At 48.5% G+C, this 23,339-nt stretch carries 20 protein-coding genes; 17 read left to right on the top strand and 3 right to left on the bottom strand.

The genetic code is table 11. The features are described 5' to 3' along the window. Positions 1–19 precede the first annotated feature (19 nt). From H5336_RS03430 to recO, 7 genes are all read left to right on the top strand, one after another. The gene (locus H5336_RS03430; protein ID WP_185231433.1) at positions 20–1,402 is read left to right on the top strand and encodes a Do family serine endopeptidase; all 1,383 of its coding nucleotides are present in this window, start codon (positions 20–22) and stop codon (positions 1,400–1,402) included. Between the two features lie 177 nt (positions 1,403–1,579). Beyond that, positions 1,580–3,379 carry a translation elongation factor 4 gene (gene lepA / locus H5336_RS03425; protein WP_185231431.1) on the top strand — a complete coding sequence of 600 codons (1,800 nt, stop codon included), beginning with the start codon at positions 1,580–1,582 and terminating at the stop codon, positions 3,377–3,379. A gap of 11 nt (positions 3,380–3,390) precedes the next feature. Next, the gene (lepB, locus tag H5336_RS03420) at positions 3,391–4,251 is read left to right on the top strand and encodes a signal peptidase I (RefSeq protein WP_185231429.1); all 861 of its coding nucleotides are present in this window, start codon (positions 3,391–3,393) and stop codon (positions 4,249–4,251) included. 29 nt (positions 4,252–4,280) lie between these two features. Then, the gene (locus tag H5336_RS03415; RefSeq protein WP_185231427.1) at positions 4,281–4,691 is read left to right on the top strand and encodes a DUF4845 domain-containing protein; all 411 of its coding nucleotides are present in this window, start codon (positions 4,281–4,283) and stop codon (positions 4,689–4,691) included. Beyond that, positions 4,666–5,355: a ribonuclease III gene (gene rnc / locus H5336_RS03410; protein ID WP_313556051.1), complete on the top strand. Its 690-nt coding sequence runs from the start codon at positions 4,666–4,668 to the stop codon at positions 5,353–5,355. Before H5336_RS03415 ends, rnc begins: the two co-directional genes overlap by 26 nt. A 168-nt stretch (positions 5,356–5,523) precedes the next feature. Then, positions 5,524–6,417, top strand: coding sequence for a GTPase Era (gene era, locus H5336_RS03405; protein WP_376766513.1), 894 nt, complete (start codon positions 5,524–5,526; stop codon positions 6,415–6,417). Then, positions 6,380–7,120, top strand: a complete 741-nt coding sequence (gene recO / locus H5336_RS03400; protein ID WP_185231423.1) for a DNA repair protein RecO — start codon at positions 6,380–6,382, stop codon at positions 7,118–7,120. The genes era and recO overlap by 38 nt, the downstream gene beginning before the upstream one ends. Here recO and H5336_RS03395 read toward each other — a convergent pair. Both H5336_RS03395 and H5336_RS03390 read right to left on the bottom strand, forming a co-directional pair. Beyond that, entirely contained in the window at positions 7,113–7,757 is a 645-nt protein-coding gene (locus H5336_RS03395) for a YdcF family protein (RefSeq protein ID WP_185231421.1), read from the bottom strand. The two genes, recO and H5336_RS03395, sit on opposite strands and share 8 nt — an antisense overlap. A 110-nt stretch (positions 7,758–7,867) precedes the next feature. Beyond that, positions 7,868–10,720 (bottom strand): response regulator, encoded by a 2,853-nt coding sequence (locus tag H5336_RS03390; RefSeq protein WP_185231419.1) that lies wholly within the window; start codon positions 10,718–10,720, stop codon positions 7,868–7,870. Between the two features lie 320 nt (positions 10,721–11,040). On the opposite strand from H5336_RS03390, the gene cysM reads away from it, so the two are divergent. Genes cysM through mazG form a run of 3 tightly spaced genes read left to right on the top strand, consistent with a single transcriptional unit; the run spans position 11,041 to position 15,052 of the window. Continuing rightward, positions 11,041–11,943 carry a cysteine synthase CysM gene (cysM, locus tag H5336_RS03385; RefSeq protein WP_185231416.1) on the top strand — a complete coding sequence of 301 codons (903 nt, stop codon included), beginning with the start codon at positions 11,041–11,043 and terminating at the stop codon, positions 11,941–11,943. Positions 11,944–11,963: 20 nt separating this feature from the next. Next, positions 11,964–14,204 carry a GTP diphosphokinase gene (relA, locus tag H5336_RS03380; RefSeq protein WP_185231414.1) on the top strand — a complete coding sequence of 747 codons (2,241 nt, stop codon included), beginning with the start codon at positions 11,964–11,966 and terminating at the stop codon, positions 14,202–14,204. 5 nt (positions 14,205–14,209) lie between these two features. After that, complete coding sequence (gene mazG / locus H5336_RS03375) at positions 14,210–15,052, top strand: nucleoside triphosphate pyrophosphohydrolase (RefSeq protein ID WP_313556044.1); 843 nt, start codon at positions 14,210–14,212, stop codon at positions 15,050–15,052. A 21-nt stretch (positions 15,053–15,073) separates the two neighbouring features. On the opposite strand, the gene H5336_RS03370 is transcribed toward mazG, so the two are convergent. Then, positions 15,074–15,412, bottom strand: coding sequence for a type 1 pili tip component (locus tag H5336_RS03370; RefSeq protein ID WP_185231412.1), 339 nt, complete (start codon positions 15,410–15,412; stop codon positions 15,074–15,076). Positions 15,413–15,839: 427 nt separating this feature from the next. On the opposite strand from H5336_RS03370, the gene adk reads away from it, so the two are divergent. The 7 genes from adk (at position 15,840) to H5336_RS03335 (ending at position 23,248) form a co-directional block, all read left to right on the top strand. Beyond that, complete coding sequence (gene adk, locus H5336_RS03365) at positions 15,840–16,496, top strand: adenylate kinase (protein ID WP_185231410.1); 657 nt, start codon at positions 15,840–15,842, stop codon at positions 16,494–16,496. Positions 16,497–16,820: 324 nt separating this feature from the next. Continuing rightward, positions 16,821–17,648: a hypothetical protein gene (locus tag H5336_RS03360; RefSeq protein WP_185231408.1), complete on the top strand. Its 828-nt coding sequence runs from the start codon at positions 16,821–16,823 to the stop codon at positions 17,646–17,648. 152 nt (positions 17,649–17,800) lie between these two features. After that, complete coding sequence (tsaB, locus tag H5336_RS03355) at positions 17,801–18,535, top strand: tRNA (adenosine(37)-N6)-threonylcarbamoyltransferase complex dimerization subunit type 1 TsaB (protein WP_185231406.1); 735 nt, start codon at positions 17,801–17,803, stop codon at positions 18,533–18,535. 28 nt (positions 18,536–18,563) lie between these two features. Then, entirely contained in the window at positions 18,564–19,361 is a 798-nt protein-coding gene (locus H5336_RS03350) for an undecaprenyl-diphosphate phosphatase (protein ID WP_185235615.1), read from the top strand. Between the two features lie 13 nt (positions 19,362–19,374). Beyond that, positions 19,375–20,682, top strand: coding sequence for a M18 family aminopeptidase (locus tag H5336_RS03345; RefSeq protein WP_246439013.1), 1,308 nt, complete (start codon positions 19,375–19,377; stop codon positions 20,680–20,682). 250 nt (positions 20,683–20,932) lie between these two features. Further along, complete coding sequence (locus H5336_RS03340) at positions 20,933–21,976, top strand: cyclic nucleotide-binding domain-containing protein (RefSeq protein ID WP_185231404.1); 1,044 nt, start codon at positions 20,933–20,935, stop codon at positions 21,974–21,976. Positions 21,977–22,138: 162 nt separating this feature from the next. Next, positions 22,139–23,248, top strand: a complete 1,110-nt coding sequence (locus H5336_RS03335) for a tRNA-queuosine alpha-mannosyltransferase domain-containing protein (protein ID WP_185231402.1) — start codon at positions 22,139–22,141, stop codon at positions 23,246–23,248. The last annotated feature ends 91 nt before the right edge of the window (positions 23,249–23,339 follow it).

Below are 23,339 nucleotides of genomic sequence, written 5' to 3'. Positions count from 1 at the left end.
AAATATCGGAGAAATACGAATGATTGTAAGGTTTATGATTCTGCTGGTTCTTGTATTGCCTGCAGTTGCCTCCGCAGCCGGTTATAACCTTCCAGACTTTACACCGCTAATTGAAAAGTCCTCTCCTGCTGTAGTCAAAATTAATACGGTTACCAAAGTGAAACAGGGGGGCTTAAACCTGCCCCCTAGTCACCAAATTCCCGATATTTTTCGTCATTTATTCGAGCCCAGAGAAATGCCCGAGCGCAATATGCACTCCATGGGGTCGGGTTTTTTCATTTCTGCGGACGGCTACCTACTGACCAATAACCACGTCATAGAAGATGCTGATGAGATAGTGGTACGTTTGGTCGATCGGCGAGAATTTAAAGCAATGATCATCGGCTCTGACCCGCGATCTGATCTCGCGTTGTTAAAAGTCGATGAAGACGACCTGCCGTTTCTAGAGTTGGAGTCGAGCGAAGCGCTGAAAGTTGGCGAGTGGGTGGTGGCAATTGGGTCACCGTTTGGGCTCGACTTTTCTGCCAGTGCCGGTATTGTCAGTGCGATTGGGCGCAGTATTCCCACGGAAAAAAATGAAAACTATGTGCCCTTTATCCAGACCGATGTGGCGATTAACCCGGGTAATTCAGGCGGGCCGCTGTTTAATCTAGAAGGCAAAGTGGTCGGTGTAAACTCCCAAATATACACCCGTTCCGGCGGTTCAATTGGGCTCTCTTTTGCTATTCCGTCTGCGGTGGCTATTAACGTGGTATCGCAGCTTAAGGAGAAAGGTCGGGTTGATCGAGGCTGGTTAGGGGTTGTTATTCAGGAAGTCGATAAAAACCTTGCCGATTCATTTGGCCTGAAAAAGCCGCAGGGTGCACTGGTTGCGCAAATGGAGCGGGGCGGGCCTGCCGATAAATCGGGGATTCGGGTGGGTGATATTATCCTTAAGTTTGGCAAGAGCACCATCGTAACCTCCGGTGATCTTCCTCATGTCGTGGGCTCAACACCGCCAGATACTAAAGTACCGGTAGTGGTTATGCGTGAGGGTAAGAAAAAAACATTACGGGTTGTTGTTGGCCGGTTGCCCGGTGGCGCTGACGCGCCGCCGGCACTGAGTTCATCGCAGGATTCTGGTCTAGATCGCTTAGGTTTAGCGGTCGAAACTGTGGACGCAGCACTAAAAGACAAGTGGCGCTTACCTGGTGGGGTACGAGTAACCCGTGTTGATCCACAGGGCGCTGCTGCTGATGCTGGTGTTGCGCCTGGGGATGTTATTGCGCAGCTGGGTTTTGAGCAGATAAACACATTCGAGGATTACACTCGGATTACTGCAAAGTTACCCTCCGATAGTCTGCTGCCTATTCGTTTTTTCCGCGATGGTAGGCCAACCTTCCGCACCATTCGCTTACAGTAAGCTGTTTATCATGCCCTTCGCCCGCCGGTTCCAAGCCGCGGGCGGCTTCATGGCCTCTCCCCCTTAAATACTGTAGACTTGCGCCAAATTTTTCCGGCCTTAATCCATGCAGATGGATGGACTCATGTAAGGCTTGGGAATGGGTTTCAACGCAATATTATTGAGTAGCCAGCACTAGTGACAGATCTAAGTCGTATTCGAAATTTCTCCATCATCGCCCACATTGACCACGGGAAGTCCACTCTAGCGGACCGGTTCATCCAGCACTGCGGCGGTTTAGCCGCTCGTGAGATGGAAGCGCAGGTGTTGGATTCCATGGATATCGAGCGTGAGCGAGGTATCACCATCAAAGCTCAAAGTGTGACCCTTGATTACAAATCGAAAGATGGTGAAACCTATCAGCTCAACTTCATTGATACGCCTGGGCATGTCGATTTCTCCTATGAGGTTTCCCGGTCTTTGGCGGCATGTGAGGGCGCGCTTCTGGTTGTCGATGCCGCTCAAGGCGTGGAGGCGCAGTCGGTAGCCAATTGTTACACCGCGATCGAGCAAGGGCTGGAGGTGATTCCAGTGCTGAATAAAATGGATTTACCCCAAGTTGAACCCGATCGGGTGGCCCAAGAAATTGAAGATATTATTGGTATAGATGCCACCGAGGCCGTTCGTTGTAGCGCCAAATCGGGGTTAGGTATAGAAGAGGTGCTGGAAGTCCTAGTGCAGGGCATTCCTGCACCTGTAGGTGATAAAGATGCGCCACTGCAGGCGCTGATTATAGATTCCTGGTTCGATAACTACCTTGGTGTTGTGTCATTGGTGCGGGTAAACCAGGGTACTTTAAAAGCTAAAGAAAAGATTGTGGCCAAGTCCATCCGTAAAGCCCACGTGGTGGATGTTGTCGGTGTCTTTACCCCAAAACGTAAAGACACAGGGGTACTGCACGCGGGCGAGGTTGGGTTTATTGTCGCGGGTATTAAAGATATCCACGGTGCACCGGTGGGCGATACCCTCACCCATTCCCACACTTCAGATGTGGATTCTCTGCCGGGCTTTAAAAAAGTTAAACCTCAGGTTTATGCGGGTTTGTTCCCCGTCAGTTCGGATGACTATGAAGCATTTCGTGATGCATTGGCAAAGTTAACACTGAATGATGCTTCGCTATTTTACGAACCAGAAAGTTCAGATGCGCTTGGTTTTGGGTTTCGCTGCGGCTTTCTCGGCATGCTCCATATGGAGATTATTCAGGAGCGACTTGAGCGAGAATATGATCTTGATCTCATTACCACAGCGCCGACGGTAATCTATGAAGTGATTACTTCCGACGGTACAACCGTCCATGTTGATAATCCTTCTAAATTGCCGGATATAGGCTTTATTGAAGAAATGCGCGAGCCCATTTGTGAGGCCAATATTCTTGTGCCTTCCGAGTACCTTGGGTCAGTTATCACTTTGTGTGTAGATAAGCGTGGCGTACAGAAAAACCTTCAGTATGTGGGTGGACAGGTTGCCTTAACCTACGATTTGCCGATGAACGAAGTGGTTATGGACTTTTTCGACCGGTTGAAATCTGTTAGCCGGGGTTTCGCCTCTCTCGATTACAATTTTGTACGTTTTCAAGAGGCCAAGCTCGTACGTTTGGATGTGTTGATCAATTCGGAAAAGGTCGATGCTCTCGCTATAATTGTGCATAAAGACAATGCTCCGTACAAAGGGCGTGCGCTAGCCGATAAAATGAAAGAGCTCATTCCCCGGCAAATGTTTGATGTGGCCATACAGGCGGCTATTGGGGGGCAAATCGTTGCTCGTACAACGGTGAAGGCGCTGAGGAAAAATGTGACAGCCAAATGTTATGGTGGTGATATTTCCCGCAAGAAAAAACTACTAGAAAAACAAAAAGCCGGCAAGAAACGCATGAAGCAAGTGGGGCGGGTGGAGATCCCTCAGGAAGCCTTCCTTGCCGTTTTGAAAATGGATAACTAAACAGGACTACTATGGATATCAATTTACCGCTGATACTGCTACTTCTGGTTGGGGGTACTGGCGCAGTTTGGGTTTACGATTTTATATTTTTGCGTAAACCGAGGTTGCAGGCGATAACAGGTGTAAACACACAGTTTCCCGATTTGGCTGATGCCGAAAAACCTAATAACGAACAGTACATGAAAGCCTACGAAGCGGTTGCTGCCGAGCCTGCTTTTGTTGAGTACTCCAAATCTTTCTTTCCTGTTTTGTTCCTGGTATTTTTCCTGCGGTCTTTCATTATTGAGCCTTTTCAGATCCCGTCGGAATCCATGGTGCCGACTCTGGAAGTGGGCGATTTTATAGCCGTTAACAAATTTGCCTACGGTGTTCGTCTACCGGTGTTTCGCAATAAAATTATTCCCATAGGGGATCCTAAACGCGGTGATGTTATGGTGTTTTTCCCACCCCATGAGGACCGTTATTTTATTAAGCGCGTAATTGGTCTACCTGGCGATAAGATTCGCTACGAAGATAAAGTGCTATATGTTAATGGTAAACAGGTTGAGCAAAGCAACAGTAAGCGTGAACCCGTTACAGAAAGGAATCGCTGTGTAGCCTTTGGCGGCCACTATCAGTTGGCAGAGGAGCGCTTGGGCGACGAATCGCATGTGATGCGAAAATGCAGTGTCGCCGGCCGTGCGGGACCGGAAGGTACGTGGGTACTGAGTGACGGTGAATATTTCATGATGGGCGATAATCGCGATAACAGCTCAGATAGCCGTGTCTGGGGCCCTGTTCCCGAAGAGCGTATAGTGGGCAAAGCATTCGCTGTATGGATGCACTGGGGAGGAACACTGCCAAGTTTTTCACGGGCTGGGTCCATTAAGTAGTTTCACCAATTGTTGAGTGGAGTGAAGATATGAAATCGATTAAATCACAAGCTGGACTAGGCTCGATTACGTGGTTGGTTATCCTCATGGTTGCAGGGTTTTTCTTGCTCTGTTTTTTTCGCTTGGGGCCACATTATCTTGATAATATCTCGATTGACGCTGCCTTGAAATCTCTCGCGGAGCAGGAGGAAAACCTTGGCAGTATGGACAAACGTGACATCTATCGAAAGCTAGATAATTTCATGATGGTTAATAATGTCCGGGGTCCAGAAGCCGAAAGTTTCAAAGTGATTCGAAAAAAGGATCGAGTATTGGTCAACAATGAATATGAGAAGCGTATACATATGTTCCTCAATATAGATGTTTTACTGACATTTAAAAGTCAGCTGGATACATCCAATCCGGAGCTCTGTTGTGAGTATCTTATCGAACCTGAATAAAGCGCAGCTCAGCGCGGCATTGGGCTACGAGTTTAACGATCAATCTTTGTTGGTCAGAGCGTTGTCCCATCGTAGTGTTGGGAAAGAAAATAACGAGCGCATGGAATTTTTAGGTGATTCACTGCTGAATTTTTTCATTGCTGAAAGCCTATTTAATCGTTTTCCCCATGCTCGAGAAGGTGACCTCACCCGTCTCAGGGCAACTTTAGTAAAGGGCGAAACACTTGCTGAAATTGCACGCGATTTTAAGTTAGGGGAGTTCCTTTTTCTCGGCGAGGGTGAAATGAAAAGCGGCGGGTTTCGACGGGCTTCGATTCTTGCCGATACCGTAGAAGCTCTTCTTGGGGCCATTTATCTTGAGTCTGGCATGGAGGTCTGTCGGGATATTGTGTTGTCGTGGTATGCGACCCGACTTGAACAGGTTTCGCCAGAGCAAACCGAAAAAGACGCAAAAACGCGCTTGCAGGAATATCTCCAAGAACGAAAAAAACCGCTGCCGCAGTACCGAGTATTACGTTGTCTTGGGGACTCTCATTCTCCAGAGTTTGAGATATGTTGTGAGGTTGGTCGTGGTTTAGATTCTACCAAAGCCATTGCTAGCAGTAAGCGCCAAGCTGAAAAGCTAGCGGCACAAAAAATGTTGCAGATTTTAGGTTTAAGCTAAGAGCAATACTATCAGTTGCTCTTGGGCTCAGCACGGCGTTAATGCTTTCCTCTAGCCACTACATGCCCGTAAGTTTTTCCGTATGCAAGAATCACGGGCAAAGCCAGAGGCTAAAATCAATGAAGAGAGGTACCGTCCAATGCCATTTAATACGTTCAAGAGTTTATGATGCCCAGTAAATCTGTATCCGGCTATATAGCCATTGTCGGCCGACCTAATGTAGGTAAATCGACACTGTTAAATCATCTGCTGGAACAAAAAATCAGCATTACTTCCCGCAAGCCGCAAACTACACGCAATAACGTGCTTGGCATTAAAACTGTTGGGCACGTACAGATGTTGTTTGTGGATACTCCTGGTATTCACAAAGGCCAAGAAAAAGCCATCAACAAATTTATGAATAAAACCGCTTCCTCCGCATTGAAGGATGTGGATGTTGTGATTTTTGTGGTGGATAAAAAACAGTGGACGGAAGAGGACGACTGGGTAGAGCAGCAGGTAAATAATGTTGACTGCCCCATAATTGTTGCTATCAATAAGGTTGATCAAATAGAAAATAAATCCGACCTATTGCCTCACCTACAAAAGTTAGCCGAGCGCATGCCTAAGGCCGAGTTGGTGCCAATTTCTGCATTGAAAATGCAAAATCTAGATCAGTTGGAACGGCTGGTTGTCGAGCGCCTGCCAGAGGGCGAACACTATTTTCCTGAAGACCAGATTACCGATAAAAACTCACGCTTTCTGGCGTCTGAGATAGTCCGTGAGAAGATTACCCGCCAGCTAGGGGATGAGGTGCCATATCAGTCTGCGGTCGAAATTGAAGAGTTCGTGGAAGAGGGTAATCTTATTACCATTAGCGCCGCGATTTTGGTGGAGAGATCGGGTCAGAAAAGAATGTTGATTGGCGATAAAGGCGACCGTATCAAGCAAATTGGTCAGCAGGCAAGGCTTGATATGGAAAAGCTCTTCGATTCAAAAGTAATGCTTAACCTCTGGGTAAAAGTGAGGCGTGGCTGGTCAGACGATGAGCGCGCCCTACGTAGCCTTGGTTTTGATGATTAAGGTAGAGCACCACCCTGCCTATATTCTGCACCACCGCGACTACACCGATAGTCGAATTCTTATTGAACTCTTTACACGCGAACACGGCCGTTTTACAGCGGCGCTGCGTATGCCTAAGCGAAAGTCTCCCGGCGTTGTTCGTCCACAGGCTTTTACCCCTTTTGTGATCAATTTTTCGGGTAAATCTGGACTTAAAAACCTTACCCACTACGAACAAGTGAGCCCGCAACTGTTAGCGAAAGGCGTAAAGCTGTTTTGCGGGCTTTACGTCAATGAATTGTTGCAGCGTTTGCTTGCGACGGATGACGCGAATATCAATTTGTTTGACGCTTACGGACTTTGTTTGAGTCGCTTGGCACTAGCGGAATCTGGTGAGGAAGATATTGCGTTAAGGCAGTTTGAATTTCATTTGATAGAAGAATTGGGTTACGCGGTGAACTTTACAGAAGATGTAGTAGGTAAGCCCATTGTTGACGGATCTAAAATTCATTACCGCTATGACCATGGCTTTAGGCCCGTTGTGGTCGAGGCCACAACGCCTGCTGCTCAGAGTGACATTTTTACCGCGAGCGAGATTGTGCTCATCGGTAATCAAAGTTGGTCCTCGCCGCCAACGCGTGCGGCCGCCAAAAGGTTAGCTAGAATCGCGCTTGCCAATCTCTTGGGAGGTAAACCATTACAGAGTCGCGAGTTGTTTAGGTAGTTTTCACTCTGTAATAGAGTAATCCTAACCATTCGTGTAAGGCTTGGGTGCTGTCACTGAGTGCGCGTGCACTTGGAATGAGCTGGTGAAACCGAAACGGTTGTTGAGAGACAAAATAGGTCGGTGCTGGCACAACCTCAAACCCGGCTGCTTCGAATAATAGTTGTGCTCTCGGCATGTGATATGCGCTTGATACGAGTAAAATTTTATCGATATTTATTGCCGCTAACATGTCGTAACTGAATTTAGCGTTTTCGTCGGTTGTTCTGCTGCTACTTTCCAGCCATTCGGGTGTTACTTGAAATCCGTCCTGTAAATCGAATGCTGCTGTGTGGGCGAGACTTGTGGTGGTTTCGCCTGCTGTGAAGCCACCTGTCACTAATAAAGGTAATTGCGTACGGCGCTGCAGGAAAGCAGCGTATCTCAGTCGCATTAAAGCTTCACCGGAGGAAATTGGGTGACCAAATTCCGGAGTATCGTTATTTTGGGCGCCGGTCAATACGACAATGGCCTGGGCGTCAATACTAGGCAGTGTTTCGGGTGAGAGGGCCGGTGTGTTTTCTAAGCGCGCGTGCAGAGCGTTGCTGGCGAGAGGCGTCGCAAGAGCAAATAAGCTGGTAAGGCTAGTAGCGATCAACGCTTTTCCCGTGGCTGGATGCCGCCGTAACAGCCAGAGCCCGGCGCCTGCCAATATAATTTGGCAAAGTGGCGGTAGCAACATACTTTTCAGGAGAAGTCTGATGATCATCAGTCTTCATCAGAAAAAAGTGCTTCGACCTCGACAGAGGCCTGCCATTCCAGCTGCTGATTAATAACGCTAAGTAAATGCGCAACTTTTTCTTCAAGTAAGGGGGTCACTTCGTCCTTTTCCAGTGCGCTTTGCATTTTGGCATCCAGCTCTGCGCTGTACTTTTTTAGCCGTGGAACGCCGCAATAGCAGCAACCACCGTGCAGTTTATGGATGGTTTCCTGTAATTCCTTGTGGTTGCCTTCGCTAAGGTAAGTTTCAATGTTGGTACGAGTTACCGGTAGTGAATCTAGGAGCATGTTGAGCATATCTCGGGCGAGATCAGGCTTATTTTTGGCCAGCTCCAGTGAATGCTGAATGTTAATAAGTTTTTCTGATTCATCTGGTTCGTTGTCGATTAACTCGGCGTCCGGGCTCGGTGTTGAAGCTCTGATGATAGGGGGTTCCGTTCGCTTGTAGGGGTTGCGCGATACCCAGCGGTCAATAATGTGCCGAAGTTCATTTTCACTCACCGGTTTGGTGAGATAGTCGTCCATACCGGCTAGAAGAAGTTTTGATTTCTGCTCGTTGGCGGCGTGAGCAGTGAGAGCAACAACTGGCGTGCGGTGGTCTGGTTTTTCACGCTTACGCAGTTCCTTGGTTGCTTCGATACCGTCCATCCCCGGCATTTGGATATCCATTAATATTAAGTCAAAACTGGTGGAGTCGCAGAGCTTTACTGCGTCGGCTCCGTTATCGACGGATGTTACATCAACGTCAATGTCTTTTAGTAGTTCACTGACCAGTCGCAGATTTGCCGGATTATCGTCTACGGCCAGAATGCGTGTTTGTTTGTTGGGCTCTGTTACTACCCCCTGTGAAGGTGCCATTTCCTGCTCAGTGTCCGGAATGATAATGCCTAGTTGTTCGCATACCGTTTGATGTAGGCGGTTACATAATATCGGGCGCTGTAATATGACCGAGTGAGTACCGGTAATGGCAGGTTCTATAAGGCGCTGAATGGAGGGTGATGCCAAAACAATAACCGGAATGGAGTAGTCTAAGTTGAGCACGTCAATAATCTTACGCAGCTTGAGCTTGTCGAAGGTTTTATCGTTTACCTGCGCGTCGACGATGGCTAAATGTATTTGCCCCGAACGGCAGGCATAGGCGGTTTTTTCATCAATATCTTCGAACCTAGATATCTCGTTTATTTCGGCTCCCCAGCCGCGCATGTAATGAGTGATTTCCGTACGGCTCATGGAGGAACAGTCGTAAACCATGGCGCGTACGTTGCGCAGTGTTCCGGTTAAATAGCCTGAGGTATTAGCGGCATTTGGGTTGCGGCCCAAGGTGGAGGAAAACCAGAAGGTCGCGCCTTTACCGGGTTCGCTGTCTACACCGATTTGGCCGTGCATGCGATCAACAAGCCCTTTGGCAATGGCAAGTCCTAATCCTGTGCCGCCGTGAGCACGGCTTTCGCTCGAATCCAATTGCGTAAAAGCGTCGAATAATTTGTCTTGTTGGGCCTGATTCAAGCCGATGCCGCTATCGGTGATACGAAATTGTAGAGAGATTTGGTTGTCTGCGCGGTCTTCCTTGCCGACGCTGATGAGTATGTGGCCGGTATTGGTAAATTTAATGGCATTGGAAAGCAAGTTGGTCAAGACCTGTTTTAAACGCAGCGGGTCGCCCAGTAGGTGCTCGGGAATGTCGTGATCGATAATGGTGAGTAAGCGCAATTTTTTTTCGTGTGCGGAGGGCGCTTGTAAACGCAGAGACTCTTCAATTACCTGCCGTAATCGAACGGGTTTATATTCAAGTGTAAGCTTGCCTATTTCGAGGCGCGAAAAATCTAGAATGTCGTTAATGATGGTTAGCAGCCCTTTGGCCGACTCATCAATTGTCTCTAGGTACTCTGCCTGCTGTGAATTCATTACGGTTTTTTTCAGTAACTCGGAAAAGCCGATAATGCCATTTAGCGGGGTGCGGATTTCGTGGCTAGTGTTGGCTAGAAACTCCGATTTAACTCGGCTACTTTCTAGCGCGGTTTTACGGGCGATATCAAGTTCAATGTTTTGAATTTCGACTGTTTCTAGGGTTTCTCGAAGCTCGGACGTTGATTGGTCAATATTTTTTTGCAAATCTTCCTGTGAGGTTTTTTGCAGCGTGGCTAATTCGTTAATGTCTTCGACCAAGTCGCCGTAAATATCTTCTTGCTCAACGACAATGTTTTTCCCGTAGCGACCGTTAATGTATTCGCGAATACCCGAGTGTATATTTTCTAGGGGCATAATGATTTTACATTTAAATTGGTTCAATAGTATTCCGGCTAGCACCATACAAATGGCTAAGCCTAGAACTAACGCTAGCAAAAACTGATAGCGAGCCAAGGAGTGCCCGAGGTTGTCTGTGACCACTAGGAAAAAACTGGCATTGGCAATGGGGGCTGTTAGTGCATCAAGGCTCGCTTCGGGAGGGGGGATAATTAAATAACATTTGCGCTCTATACAGCGGTTTTGGCGGCCGATTTCGTTGGATACATGCTGCTCTAGGTAGTCTATCTGGTAAGGCTTTAGGGGAATGCCTCGTTCCCACACGGGTTCTAATTCATTGTTCAATAGCGCGAAGGACAAACTGCCTTCCATACTTAGGATTGTATCGCTAAATGCTTCCAGCGAGGTGGCATGATGTTGCTGTGTGGCGAAGTTAATTAGCAGCGTATCGAGGAAGTTGTCGTGTTGTTCTTTGCGTTCCTGTAAAAACTGGCTCTGCAACAAGTAGAAGAGAATCGCAAGCCCGAGTAGTGCAAAGGAGCAGGGTATTAGGATTAACTGAACCAGTTTTGTATTGATTGCTCGATTTCTAGACATCTAATGGCCTTGGAGGAAAAGGGTGCGCGAATCTGTAACGCGAATTTACGGGTAACGAACCTGTGGGTAAGGTGTCTGCATTGTTATCGGTTTCACTTTCAAATTCCCGGATAGCATAGGCAAAAAGACGATATTTAGGAAGTAGAACTGCTAGAATTGCGCTCCCTACGAGCTAAGCCATTTGTTAAGCAAAGTAAGTCGCTTCAGACTGAGTACCAATCCTTGCTAGCGCGCGATCGTTCGGCGCTAATGGTAAACGAATAGCTACAGTAGAATAAAGTGCAAAAGCAAACAACAAACCTGGGTGAGACACAACAAGGATGAAGGAATTTCCTACCATTGAATCCTGCATTGGTCAGACGCCGCTGGTGCGGCTTCAGCGATTGGCCGGAACCGAGCGCAATACGGTTCTGGTGAAACTTGAGGGCAATAACCCGGCGGGTTCAGTGAAAGATCGTCCGGCTTTGTCGATGATCAACCATGCTGAGTCCCGGGGACGGATACAGCCCGGTGATACGTTAATCGAGGCGACAAGCGGTAACACGGGTATAGCCTTGGCCATGGCTGCAGCCGTGAAGGGTTATAGTATGATTTTGATCATGCCCGAAAATGCTACTGACGAACGCAAGGCCTCAATGGCGGCCTATGGTGCCGAATTAATCTTGGTGTCTAAGGACAAAGGCATGGAGGGTGCTCGTGATCTTGCGCAGAAAATGGAGAGTGAAGGCCGGGGTATAGTGCTCGACCAATTTGGTAACAGCGACAACCCGTTGGCTCATTACGGCGGAACCGGGCCGGAGATTTGGTCTCAAACGGCTGGTATGGTTACCCACTTTGTCAGCTCTATGGGAACCACTGGCACCATTATGGGGGTCTCGCGTTATCTTAAAGAGCAGAACGCAAACGTTCAGATTGTTGGCCTGCAGCCGGAAGAAGGAGCCGCTATTCCGGGTATTCGTCGTTGGCCGAAAGCGTATTTACCTTCGATATTTAATGATGAGGATATCGACCTAGTGGTTAATATGTCTCAGCGGCTTGCCGAAGACACCATGCGTGATTTAGCCCGAAAAGAGGGTATTTTTTGTGGGGTTTCTTCCGGTGGTGCGGTCGCGGCTGCATTAGAAATTAGTCAAAAAGTGGAAAATGCCGTCATTGTCGCCATAATTTGCGATCGGGGAGATCGTTATCTCTCTTCAGGTATCTTTAACCCACCGTCTGCATAGTCAAGGGGCTGAAACTCTAAATGGTTAAAGTCAGGCAAGACCACCCAATCGACCACGAAGGCGCAGTGGATATCACCGCTTGGACGAAGCGTATCCAAGAGCTGGCGCATGTCCCAGAGCCGACTCAGGAATGCCTCCATCAAGCCTGTATGCTTGCGCAGCAGGTGGTAAGCCGTGACGGCATTAATAACGCCGGATGGGGGGAGGGCTACTCTACGCTCAATGCCGGGTTGGAAATGGCCGAAATACTGGCTGATTTGCAACTTGACGAAGAAACCTTGATGGCGGCCATTTTGTACCGCAGCGTGCGCGAGCAAAAACTGTCCATTGAAACTGTGCGCGAACAGTTCGGAGAGGTGGTTGCTAGGCTAATTGAGGGCGTACAGCAGATGGCTGCCATCAGCGGCCTGTCCAATCACTCTAACGAATCAGTATTTGGCCAGCAATCGGAAGAGCAGGCGGAAAATGTACGCAAAATGCTGGTGGCGTTGGTTGATGATGTCAGGGTAGCGCTCATCAAACTTGCGGAGCGTACCTGTGCCATTCGTGCTGTCAAAAATGCGCCTGCTGAGCGGCGACAAAAGGTCGCCAGAGAAGTTTCCGAGGTATTTGCGCCACTGGCTCATCGGCTGGGTATTGGGCATATTAAGTGGGAGCTGGAAGACCTGGCTTTTCGCTATCTACAACCATTCGACTACAAATACATCGCAAAATTATTGGACGAGCGTCGGTTAGACCGGCAAGCGTATATCGATAAGGTAATTGCGCTGTTGCACGATGCCCTCGGGAAAGAGGGTATTAAGGCCGATATCTTTGGCCGCGCCAAGCATATCTACAGTATTTGGCGAAAGATGCGGCGTAAAAAAATAGGTTTTTCTGAAGTTTATGATATTCGCGCTGTACGCATATTGGTGAACAACGAGCGTGAGTGCTACACCGTTTTAGGCTTGGTTCACGCGCTATGGCGCAATATTCCCGGAGAGTTCGATGATTACATCGCCAACCCAAAGGAAAATGGCTATCGCTCCCTACATACGGCGGTGAAGGGGTCGGACAATCAGGTGTTGGAAGTTCAAATTCGTAGCAAGGGTATGCACGACGAAGCGGAATATGGTGTATGTGCACACTGGCGCTACAAAGATACCGATACCGCTGATGATACGGGCAGCTACGAAAAAAAGATCGAGTGGCTACGACAGGTACTTGAATGGCACGAGGAAATTGGCGGAAATCCGCTGGACGAATACCTACCGAAAACCATCGAGCAAGATCGCATATACGTTTTTACTCCCGATGGCCATGTGATTGACTTGCCCGCGCATGCAACACCCGTAGATTTCGCTTTTCGCATTCATTCAGATGTTGGCATTCGTTGTCGAGGAGCGAAGGTAAATGGCCGCATCGTTCCTTTGAACCATGCGCTGCGCACCTCGGATCAGATACAAATTCTCACGGGTAAACGCGAAGCACCTAGCCGGGACTGGCTTAACTCAAACTTGGGTTATATCACCACGTCTCGTGCGCGAAGTAAATTACAGCACTGGTTTAAGGAGCAGGACCGCGACCAAAACGTCGCTGATGGCCGTACCCTGCTGGACCACGAATTCAAGCGCCTTGCGGTAGAGAATTTCGACTATCAGGATCTCGCCGGCAAGCTCAATTTGAAAACATTGGACGACCTATATGCGGCGGTGGGTAATGCTGATATTGGTGTTGAGAAGGTTATTAATCTTGCTCAGCGATTGCTGAATATTGATAAACAAGAGAACCCGGTTGCGTCTCTTGTTGGTCGGGCCACCAATGAAGTCGGCGGTGCCGATGTGTTTATTGATGGGGTCGGTAATCTGCTATCGCACATTGCCCAATGCTGTAAACCCATACCTGGAGACCGCATCGCCGGTTACATTACCCAGGGCCGAGGTGTTTCCATTCATCTACTCGACTGCATTAATTTTATGCAGCGTCAGGCCATCGAGCCAGAACGTATTATTTCGGTCGACTGGGCGGAAGAGCCTACGCAATCCTATTCGGTGTCTATTGTCATTGAGGCTTTTGATCGCCATGGATTACTGCGTGATATTACTACCTTGCTCGACCGTGAGAAAATTAACGTAAGTGCTATGCAGACGCTGTCCAATAAAAGTAAGAATACCGTGGATATGACCCTGCAAATTGAAATATTGGACTTCAGTGAATTGAGTAGAGTGTTGGCAAAAGTCAATCATCTACCCAACGTGTCGTCTGTTAGGCGAAAGGTATAACGCTTGTGAAAACCAGTACTCGTCGGCAGTACCTTGTAGAGGATTTACTCTACTTGATGGCGCGATTGCGTAACCCTGATGACGGTTGTCCTTGGGATATCAAGCAAGACTATCTGTCTATTACGCCTTCAACCATTGAAGAAGCCTACGAAGTTGTTGATGCCATTGAGCAAAAAGATTACGACCATTTGAAGGAGGAGTTGGGTGATTTACTCTTTCAGGTTGTCTTCTATGGTCAGTTGGCAAAAGAGGAAAATCGTTGGCAATTTTCGGACGTTGTGCATGAATTAACGGCTAAGCTGATTCGCCGTCACCCTCACGTATTTCCCGATGGTACCCTGCAAAGTCGCCGAGAGGCGGGGCAGCTACTCACAGAGGGTGATATCAAAGCGTCCTGGGAGAATATCAAACAACAAGAGCGTGGTGAAAAAGGCAAAGAGCGGTTGCTTGATGACGTACCGCGAGCGCTGCCTGCCCTGAAGCGCGCTGAAAAGCTGCAAAAAAGGGCGGCTAAAGTTGGCTTTGACTGGGCAGCCTCCATAGAGGTAGTAAGCAAGCTCGAAGAGGAGATCGCCGAGCTTAAGTCTGTGCTAAATGCGCGAGAGGTACAGGCTAATGAAGCCGCTGAGGAACTCGGCGATGTGTTATTTTCCTGCGTCAACCTCGCTCGTCACCTAAAGGTGGATTCCGAGCAGGTACTGCGTGGTGCAAACCTAAAATTCGAGCAGCGCTTCAACTATATTGAGACTGAATTAGTGGCGCGCGGCCAAACTCTGGAAAACGCCACGTTAGCGGATATGGACGCACTATGGGGCCAGGCGAAAAATAATAGTCAACCCGTGCGATAGCGCCGAACGCTTATTTCAACATTAACAGATGGTTTTGGCGTCTTGGTGTTTGGCTAGGTATTCGCGAGACAGCGCGAGAAATTCTGGTGTGGGGCCCACGTCTTCGTAGATGGGGTCGCCCGATTCGTCAAGTGCAATCACCTTGCTTCCTGCTACGTAGGGAAGGCTCTCTTCCAGCTCGGCCAAAGCCGCGGACACCAGCTCGCTTAACAGTTGCTCTTTGGTGCGGCGGGGATACAGCTCTGCCAGTGCATCCACTCTGGCCGCATCCTCCAATGCTAGGTTCAAAATGTAGGTCTCGTTAGCGAGCTTTGCGCTTGCGGTTTTTTGCCAGGCGGTTGCCAGCTTTTTAACAGTCATACTCTCATCACATCTGTTGGACATTGAAAGGCGGGGTAGTGTGCCATTTGCATCAGCTAAAACGTTGAATCTGAGTCAAAGTAAGGGGATATTCCCCAAGCCCTAATTTGAGTATAGAGCAGCGTTACAATAAGTTAAGTGAATTGGTGCCAGGGTTGGCTTTAGAGCATTATTCCGGGGCTCCCTTGTTTCGGCTGCGGGTGGCGTGTATCGTATCGCCCTATTTTGAGGTGGGAGTGTTGCTCGGGAAGCCGCGTTTATTGTCTAAACACTGCTCCGGGAGCTGGTCGTCTTAGGGCTCGCAGCGTCAGTGTAGCCTCCATGGTTACAGACGCGGTGATCTGTATGCCTGTGATCGAAGTGTATGCAATAAAGCGCTACTACCCGCCTTCATCAAAAACACACTTTTAGTTAAGAGGTGAAATCAATGCGAGTTATCTTATTGGGTGCCCCGGGAGCCGGAAAAGGCACGCAGGCCAAATTCATTATGGAGGCCTTCGGCATACCCCAAATATCTACCGGTGACATGCTTCGAGCTGCCGTTAAAGCCGGTACGCCGTTAGGACTAAGAGTAAAAGACATTATGGCGTCAGGTGGGCTGGTTTCGGACAGCATCATTATCGACTTGGTAAAAGAGAGAATTACGCAGGACGATTGTAAAAATGGCTTCTTGTTTGATGGTTTCCCTCGCACCATTCCTCAGGCAGAAGCGCTTGATGCCTCTGGCGTTGAGATCGATCATGTTCTTGAAATTTTTGTTAAAGATGAAGAAATAGTGGCCCGCTTAAGTGGTCGTCGTGTTCACGAAGCCTCGGGTCGCGTCTATCATGTAGAGCATAATCCTCCTAAGCAGGAAGGTCTAGACGATGAGACGGCTGAACCACTAGTTCAGCGTGAAGATGATAAAGAGGAAACGGTCCGTAATCGTCTTTCTGTTTATCACGAGCAAACAGAACCTTTAGTGGATTACTATAAAAATAAGGAGGCCAACGATGAGACTTCGGTTGTGCGTTATAGCCAAGTAAATGGTGTTGGTTCCCTGAGTGACATTAAAGAGCGAGTACTAGCGACCGTAAACGATTAATTTAGGTTTCGGGGGTGCTGCTAAAAAGCAGGTGGATAAACCTCTTCCGATATTATTTAAAAAGCCTCCCAACGGGAGGTTTTTTTTGTTTGCTGGTTATCGACGTTAGTAAAAAATATGGGGATCGCATGCCTAATAGCGTGGAATAAATTCCGAAAGAGAGAAATATCAGACAATTTGGCTATAAATCCAGATATTTTGTTAATTATTCATCAAAAACGTGCAAATGTATAAAAGATAAAATAAGATTCGCCCGCAGACGCATATGCGTCTTTACAGGGTACTATGAATCCAATTTGCCAGAACGAATGAATCGTCATCGAATTGGGAAGTTATATTGAAATTGATGAGGAGAACTTAAATATGGCGAAAGTTGCCAAAAAGCGCGGTCGTCCTGCGGCCAAAAAAGTAGCCGGAAAAACGGTTAAAAAAGTAGCTGTAAAAAAAGAAGTTATTGTTGATGCAGCCCTAGCCAAAGTTGAGGCTGTTGCAGCTAAAGCTATGGCTAAATTGGATGCTGCTAGCAAAGCTGTCGCAGATGTTCGCAAAAAAGCAGCTGCCGCTAAAGCTGTTGCCAAAAAGTCTAAGAAAGCTGTAGACATACGCAAGGCCAAAACCGCTGCTGGCGCTGTAGCCAAAGTAGCTGAAAAGGCTGCTGCAGCAAAAGCTGAAGCTACAAGTGCCAAGCAGGCACTGGTTGCTGCCAAAACTTTGGCAGCCGTTAAAGCCGCAGAAGTTGCCGCTGCTACAAAACTTGAAGCGCTTAAAACCTCTTTGGCAACTGCAGCCGAAGCCGACTTGGCAAAAGCTCTTGCTACGTTTTCTGCTCGTTGGAGCAAGTCCAGAGCTACTGCCGACGGCAAAAAGTTCAAGACTGCTGCTAAAAAATTGACTGCAAAAATTTCAGCCGCTGACAAAAAAGCTAAAGCTAAACTCAAGGCCGCCGCTAAAAAAGCTGCCGCCAAAGGCAAGGTTAAGCGCAAACCAGCCGCTAAAAAAGCAAAAGCTGCACCAGCTGCTGCCAAGTCAGCCACTAAGTCAGCCGGTCGTCCTAAAGCTACTGCCAAGCCAGCAGCCAAGGGTCGTGGTCGTCCTAAAGCTACTGCTGCTAAGCCTGCAGCCAAGCGTCGCGGCCGTCCAGCCAAGAAGTAAGCTGTACACGCCAGTATTTTACTCGCGTATTTAATAAAAAATCCTCCGAGGGCTATGCTCTCGGGGGATTTTTTATTTGTCACATATTTATTGCCTAAATTAGCCAAGATCTGGAGAATGCGCGTTCTACTCTTACTCAGGAAAGTCACGTCATGTCCAAGATACTTGCACTGGACGCCTCTACCGAGGTCTGCTCGGTCGCAGTTGGTGATGGTTCTCAGGTTACCAGCCGGTTTTGCGATATCCCCAAATCTCATTCCAAAATGCTACTGCCACTGATTGATGAGGTTCTAACCGAGGCGAATTTGACCCTTGCAGATCTAGATGCAATTGCTGTTACCCGAGGCCCGGGGTCCTTTACCGGTATTCGTATTGGCTTGGGCATTGTGCAGGGACTTTCTTATGGGGCAAATATACCAATTGTGGGATTAAGTACGCTTGAAGCTCTGGCGGAAACGGCCAGGCAGAATGGTCTCTGTGAGCATGACGGAATTATTGTGCCGTGCCTCGATGCCCGGATGGGTGAGGTTTACAGTAGTATTTATCGGCCTGCTGTCGATGACAATAGCTGGCTGGCGTTGGTTGCGGCCTCTGTTGGGGCACCTGAGAAGTTGGCGGCGCTATTGCTGAAACAGTTCGCTGGCAATTCGATAGTGGCGGTGGGGCATGGCTGGCATGTTGCGCCGTTAAATGATCTATCAGTGCTAGCATTGGACGCGGAATTAAAGCCTCAGGCAACAGCGGTACTAACGCTGGCGCAACAGTATTTTGCCCTGGCTGGCCATGTTGTCGCGGAAGAAAGCAGTGTGTTTCCTGTGGGTTCGATAGAACCGATATATCTTCGCAATGAAATCACCTGGCAAAAACGCCAAAGAATTCGCCAATAGTCGCTTTACGTTTACAGAGATTAATTTTATGGATTTAGTACAGGTCATTGTGCTCGCCTTTGTTCAGGGTATTACCGAGTTTTTACCCATTTCCAGTTCAGCACATCTCATACTGCCGAAGGAACTGTTGGGCTGGCCGGATCAAGGCTTGGCGTTTGATGTTGCTGTGCATCTTGGAACGTTATCGGCGGTAATTATCTATTTTCGACAGGAAATTTACGCTTTAACGGGTGGCTGGTTTCAGTCTGTGGCGGGGAGAGGAACTAACACTGATGCAAAAATTGCCTGGTACATTATATTTGCGACCATTCCAGCGGGCTTGGCCGGGTTAATATTCGGCGACTTTATTGAAGACAATCTGCGTTCTACCAGCGTTATTGCGGCAACGACTATTCTATTTGGTGTCGTATTGGCCGTTGCCGATCGACTGCCTACGCGGGCAAAAGAGCTTACACAACTAACACTGCTTGCGGCGATTATCATTGGTTGTGCGCAGGCCTTGGCACTTATTCCGGGTACTTCGCGATCTGGCATTACAATCACAGCAGCGCTATTTTTGGGCTTTTCACGAACGGATGCAGCCCGATTTTCATTCTTGCTCTCTATCCCGATTATTTTACTCAGCGGTGGTTACAAAGGCTTGGAGTTAATACTGGGAGAGGCTCAGGTAGATTGGCTCTCTTTATTTTTGGGCGTTGTGCTTTCCGGTTTTAGTGCCTACCTTTGTATCCACTATTTTTTAAGTTTTATTAATCGCCTTAGCATGATGCCGTTTGTCATCTATCGCTTGCTGCTTGGGCTATTCTTAATTGTATTCACCTTGTAGGCTGTTAACCATTATGACAATGACAGATTGCACAACAGGGTTGCTCGACTTTATTGCTCGTTCGCCCACACCTTTTCATGCTACCCAATCTTTAGTTGAGTTATTGACGGAGCAGGGTTTTTCTCCGCTCGATGAGATGGACAGCTGGCGGTTAAAGGCGGGAGGGCGATATTACGTTGTACGTGGTGGTTCCTCACTGATTGCATTTGTAGTCGGTAATAAAGCGGTGGAAACTTCGGGTTTTCGTATTATCGGCGCTCATACCGACAGCCCCTGCCTTAAAGTGAAACCTGTACCGGAAATAGATAAAAAGGGTTACTGGCAGTTGGGGGTTGAGGTTTATGGCGGAGCACTGCTAAATCCATGGTTTGATCGCGATCTGTCAATTGCCGGACGAGTTTCTTATTTATCGAAGAGTGGCGAGCTGCGCTCTGCACTTGTGGATTTTCAAAAAGCGATAGCCTGTGTTCCTAGCCTGGCGATTCACTTAGATAGAGAAGCGAATAAAAATCGTTCGGTCAACCCGCAAACCGATATGAATGCCATACTGCAAATATCGAGCGAAAAGCAGAGTTTTCGGACGTTGCTTATGGCGCAAATAAAGGATGACGAAGCCCAGGAGGTTCTGGATTACAACCTAAGTTTCTATGATGTGCAAACACCATCGGTGATTGGTTTAAAGGGTGATTTTATCGCCAGTGCAAGGTTGGATAATTTATTAAGCTGTTACCTCGGTGCACAGGCTCTTTGCGAGGCAGGGGGCGCGCATACCAGTGTACTTATCTGTAATGACCACGAAGAAGTGGGGAGTCGTTCGGATATTGGCGCTCAGGGACCGCTTTTGGATGAGGTGATCGACCGCCTAGCAAGTGACGGCGAAGTGCGGCAACGGGCTTTGCGTCGGTCGGTGATGTTTTCGGTTGATAATGCGCATGGTGTTCACCCCAATTTTCCGGCTTGTCATGACGACAAGCATGGCCCAATGTTAAATCAGGGGCCGGTAATCAAATTTGACGCAAACCAGAGCTACGCTACCAGTAGTGCTTCGGCGGCGCTGGTACGCTGGCTGGCAGGAACGGCTCAGGGGGAAGAGGTTATTCCGCTGCAGGATTACGTTACCCGAGCCGATATGCGCTGCGGTAGCACCATTGGACCCCTTACAGCAGCGGCAGTGGGGGTGGCAACCGTTGATATTGGCGTGCCAACATTTGCCATGCATTCCATTCGTGAACTGGCTGGGGTGTCCGATTTGAGCTATATGGTTAGGTTGCTCGAGCGATTTCTAGCCCATGAATCTTTACCATTTCCGTCTAACCTTTAATATCTTTAGAGCGATAAAGCAGGGGTGGCGCGTAAAATTATGTGGAAACGACCTGCAAGGCACTGTCATACTTGGCTTAAGTGTAAAAAATTGTGCTGGGTTTGCGGTTTAGTTCCCAAAATTGAGTGATTCCAAACGCAGTTCCATTTTGGCCTTTCGTGCAGAATGCAGAGGAGTCTCCAAAGAGCTGGGGTGCCGCCCCGTGCGCTGTTTCGTACCAGGGCTCTGAGGACTATTTCGAGGTAAATAAATGCTGGATATCCAAACATTAAAACGATTCGTGCCTTTTAATGGACTAGAAGACGATTATCTGCAGGAAGCACTTTCGAAAATTGAAGTTCAGGAGTACGGCAAAGGGCAAATGCTGTATAAGCGTGGCCGAGCTGTAGCGACCAAATATTTTTTACTAGAAGGGCAAATCGACCTAATCAACAGTGCGTTTTACGTTTCAACTGTTTTGGGAGATTCTGCAGCTGCCAATTCGGCACTTAATTCGGAATCGCCTACGCTGTGTTCTGCTGTGGCTAAGTCTCCCTCTGTTCGGGTTTTCAGTATTGAAGCCGAGGTCCTTGATCGACTGACGGCATGGAGTCAGTCTGCGGTCGAAGAAGGCTTTGATGATTTTGAGTACTCCACTGGTGAGTTTGAGGTTGAAGAGGTTGGCGAGGAAGGCGGCGATTGGATGGCTGCTCTGCTGCAGGCTCCGTTGTTCTCAAAGGTACCACTGACCCAGGTGCAGGAGCTGTTTCTGCGATTTGAAGATGTAAGCCTAAAAAAGGGTGACATGGTCGTAAAAGAGGGCGAGCGTGGGGATTACTTCTATGTGCTCGTATCCGGCAGTGCGCGGGTACGCAATCGTTCTGAAAGCGTAGATTTAGTTGTACACCCCGGCCAATTTTTTGGGGAGGAATCCTTGCTCGGTGATACCCCGCGTAACGCTTCTGTCGAAATGGAAAGTAACGGGCGCTTAAAGCGGTTGAACTCCGAGGACTTTAACGCGCTTCTAAAAGCACCTGTGGTTCGCTATGTTGAATCCAAAGTACTGGATAAAATGGATAAACCCTACAAGCTGTTGGATGTAAAAATGCCTATGGAATATCGTATTCAGCATATGCCAGGGGCGATTAATATCCCCTTGTCGAGGTTAAGGAATTCTCTGGCCGAATTGGGACGAACCAACATTTACGTGGTGCCGGACGATGCTGGTAGCCGCGCCGATATCGCCGCACATTTGCTTTGTCAGGCTGGGTTTGACGCCGTTATATTGAAAAATTGCCAGGCGCAACCTGCCTAGAGTTGTTCAACCTAGGTTTTGCGTAAAGCCAGTTAATCTTAGTTTTTTGAGCGTTTTGATGAACGTTTTGCGGTAGCTGCGCTACTAAAGGGCGCCTCTAATAATTGATTTCAGTTTGGCCTGAACAGACAGTCTCTGTTCAGGCCTTTTACTATTCCGTCTATGAAAATTCTTCTTCTCTCTGCCTATGATGCTGAAAGCCACAAACGCTGGCGCACAGGATTGGTGAATAACTTAAGTGAACACGAATGGGTAACCCTAACCTTGCCACCAAGGTATTTCGCCTGGCGAATACGGGGTAACGGACTTAGTTGGGGAGTTTCCCAGCGCGACACCTTTTGTCAGCCCTGGGATCTCATTGTCGCAACCTCTATGGTTGACCTGGCCACCCTTAAGGGCTTGGTCCCAGAAATCGCACGCGTCCCTACCGTTCTATATTTCCATGAAAATCAGTTCGCTTACCCCTCGACTCGGCGCCAATTTTCCTCGTTAGAGCCGCAAATGGTGACTCTGTATGCCGCATTGGCGGCCGATGTATTGGTGTTTAATAGCGACTACAACCGAAACACCTTTCTAGAGGGGGTCGAAGAACTCTTGGCTAAAATGCCAGATGCAGTTCCGCAAGGGGTAGCGGGCAAGCTGAATCGGAAGGCGAACACGTTAGCAGTGCCGTTGGAAGCGTCTGCTTTTACGGCGCGTGAACAGCGGCAGGAGCGAGGTCAAGGCTTGCACATTCTATGGAATCATCGCTGGGAGTACGATAAAGGCCCGGCTAGATTACTGGAGGCCATTTGCGCCATGCCCGAGAGCCTAAAGCTCACATGTCACGTTGTGGGGCAGCAGTTTCGACAGCGGCCACTGGAGTTCGAAAAACTGCGGGAATTATTAATTGTACGTGGTTGGCTCGGGCAATTTGGTTATATTGAGGACGCGCAGGTATATCGCCAACTATTGCGTTCTAGTGACGTGGTACTGTCGACAGCGCTTCACGATTTTCAGGGGCTGTCGGTGCTTGAAGCTGTGGCCGCGGGCTGTGTACCTGTAGTGCCCAATCGACTTGCCTACCAAGAACTCTTTGCCGACCGGTACCGCTATCTGTCGTGCAGTGGAGACGGGAGCGCTGAGCCGGCTGAAGCGACTTTGTCAGAAAGTGCTGCTTGCGCTGCCATGATTACTCAATACGCGCAGCACGGGCTGCCCATTGCCCCCAGCGTGAGTAACCTGAGTTGGTCTTCGCTTGGCCCATTATACCGGCAGTTGATTCAGCAATAGGCTTAAGGTGTGGTTGTCGTTGGGCGCTAGGGGTGGCTGAGGTTCATCCTCATGGTATATTAGCGCCCCCGCCAATATTGCGTCAATTTTG

It is taken from the genome of Teredinibacter franksiae (assembly GCF_014218805.1).
Lineage (GTDB): Bacteria > Pseudomonadota > Gammaproteobacteria > Pseudomonadales > Cellvibrionaceae > Teredinibacter > Teredinibacter franksiae.
This window is presented reverse-complemented; position numbering and strand designations above follow the sequence as displayed.

Coding starts and splice junctions, on each gene's coding strand:
- H5336_RS03430 (WP_185231433.1), top strand. CDS start 20: ATGATTGTAAGGTTTATGATTCTGCTGGTTCTTGTATTGCCTGCAGTT.
- lepB (WP_185231429.1), top strand. CDS start 3,391: ATGGATATCAATTTACCGCTGATACTGCTACTTCTGGTTGGGGGTACT.
- H5336_RS03415 (WP_185231427.1), top strand. CDS start 4,281: ATGAAATCGATTAAATCACAAGCTGGACTAGGCTCGATTACGTGGTTG.
- era (WP_376766513.1), top strand. CDS start 5,524: ATGCCCAGTAAATCTGTATCCGGCTATATAGCCATTGTCGGCCGACCT.
- recO (WP_185231423.1), top strand. CDS start 6,380: ATGAGCGCGCCCTACGTAGCCTTGGTTTTGATGATTAAGGTAGAGCAC.
- H5336_RS03390 (WP_185231419.1), bottom strand. CDS start 10,720: ATGTCTAGAAATCGAGCAATCAATACAAAACTGGTTCAGTTAATCCTA.
- cysM (WP_185231416.1), top strand. CDS start 11,041: ATGAAGGAATTTCCTACCATTGAATCCTGCATTGGTCAGACGCCGCTG.
- relA (WP_185231414.1), top strand. CDS start 11,964: ATGGTTAAAGTCAGGCAAGACCACCCAATCGACCACGAAGGCGCAGTG.
- H5336_RS03370 (WP_185231412.1), bottom strand. CDS start 15,412: ATGACTGTTAAAAAGCTGGCAACCGCCTGGCAAAAAACCGCAAGCGCA.
- adk (WP_185231410.1), top strand. CDS start 15,840: ATGCGAGTTATCTTATTGGGTGCCCCGGGAGCCGGAAAAGGCACGCAG.
- tsaB (WP_185231406.1), top strand. CDS start 17,801: ATGTCCAAGATACTTGCACTGGACGCCTCTACCGAGGTCTGCTCGGTC.
- H5336_RS03350 (WP_185235615.1), top strand. CDS start 18,564: ATGGATTTAGTACAGGTCATTGTGCTCGCCTTTGTTCAGGGTATTACC.
- H5336_RS03345 (WP_246439013.1), top strand. CDS start 19,375: ATGACAATGACAGATTGCACAACAGGGTTGCTCGACTTTATTGCTCGT.
- H5336_RS03340 (WP_185231404.1), top strand. CDS start 20,933: ATGCTGGATATCCAAACATTAAAACGATTCGTGCCTTTTAATGGACTA.
- H5336_RS03335 (WP_185231402.1), top strand. CDS start 22,139: ATGAAAATTCTTCTTCTCTCTGCCTATGATGCTGAAAGCCACAAACGC.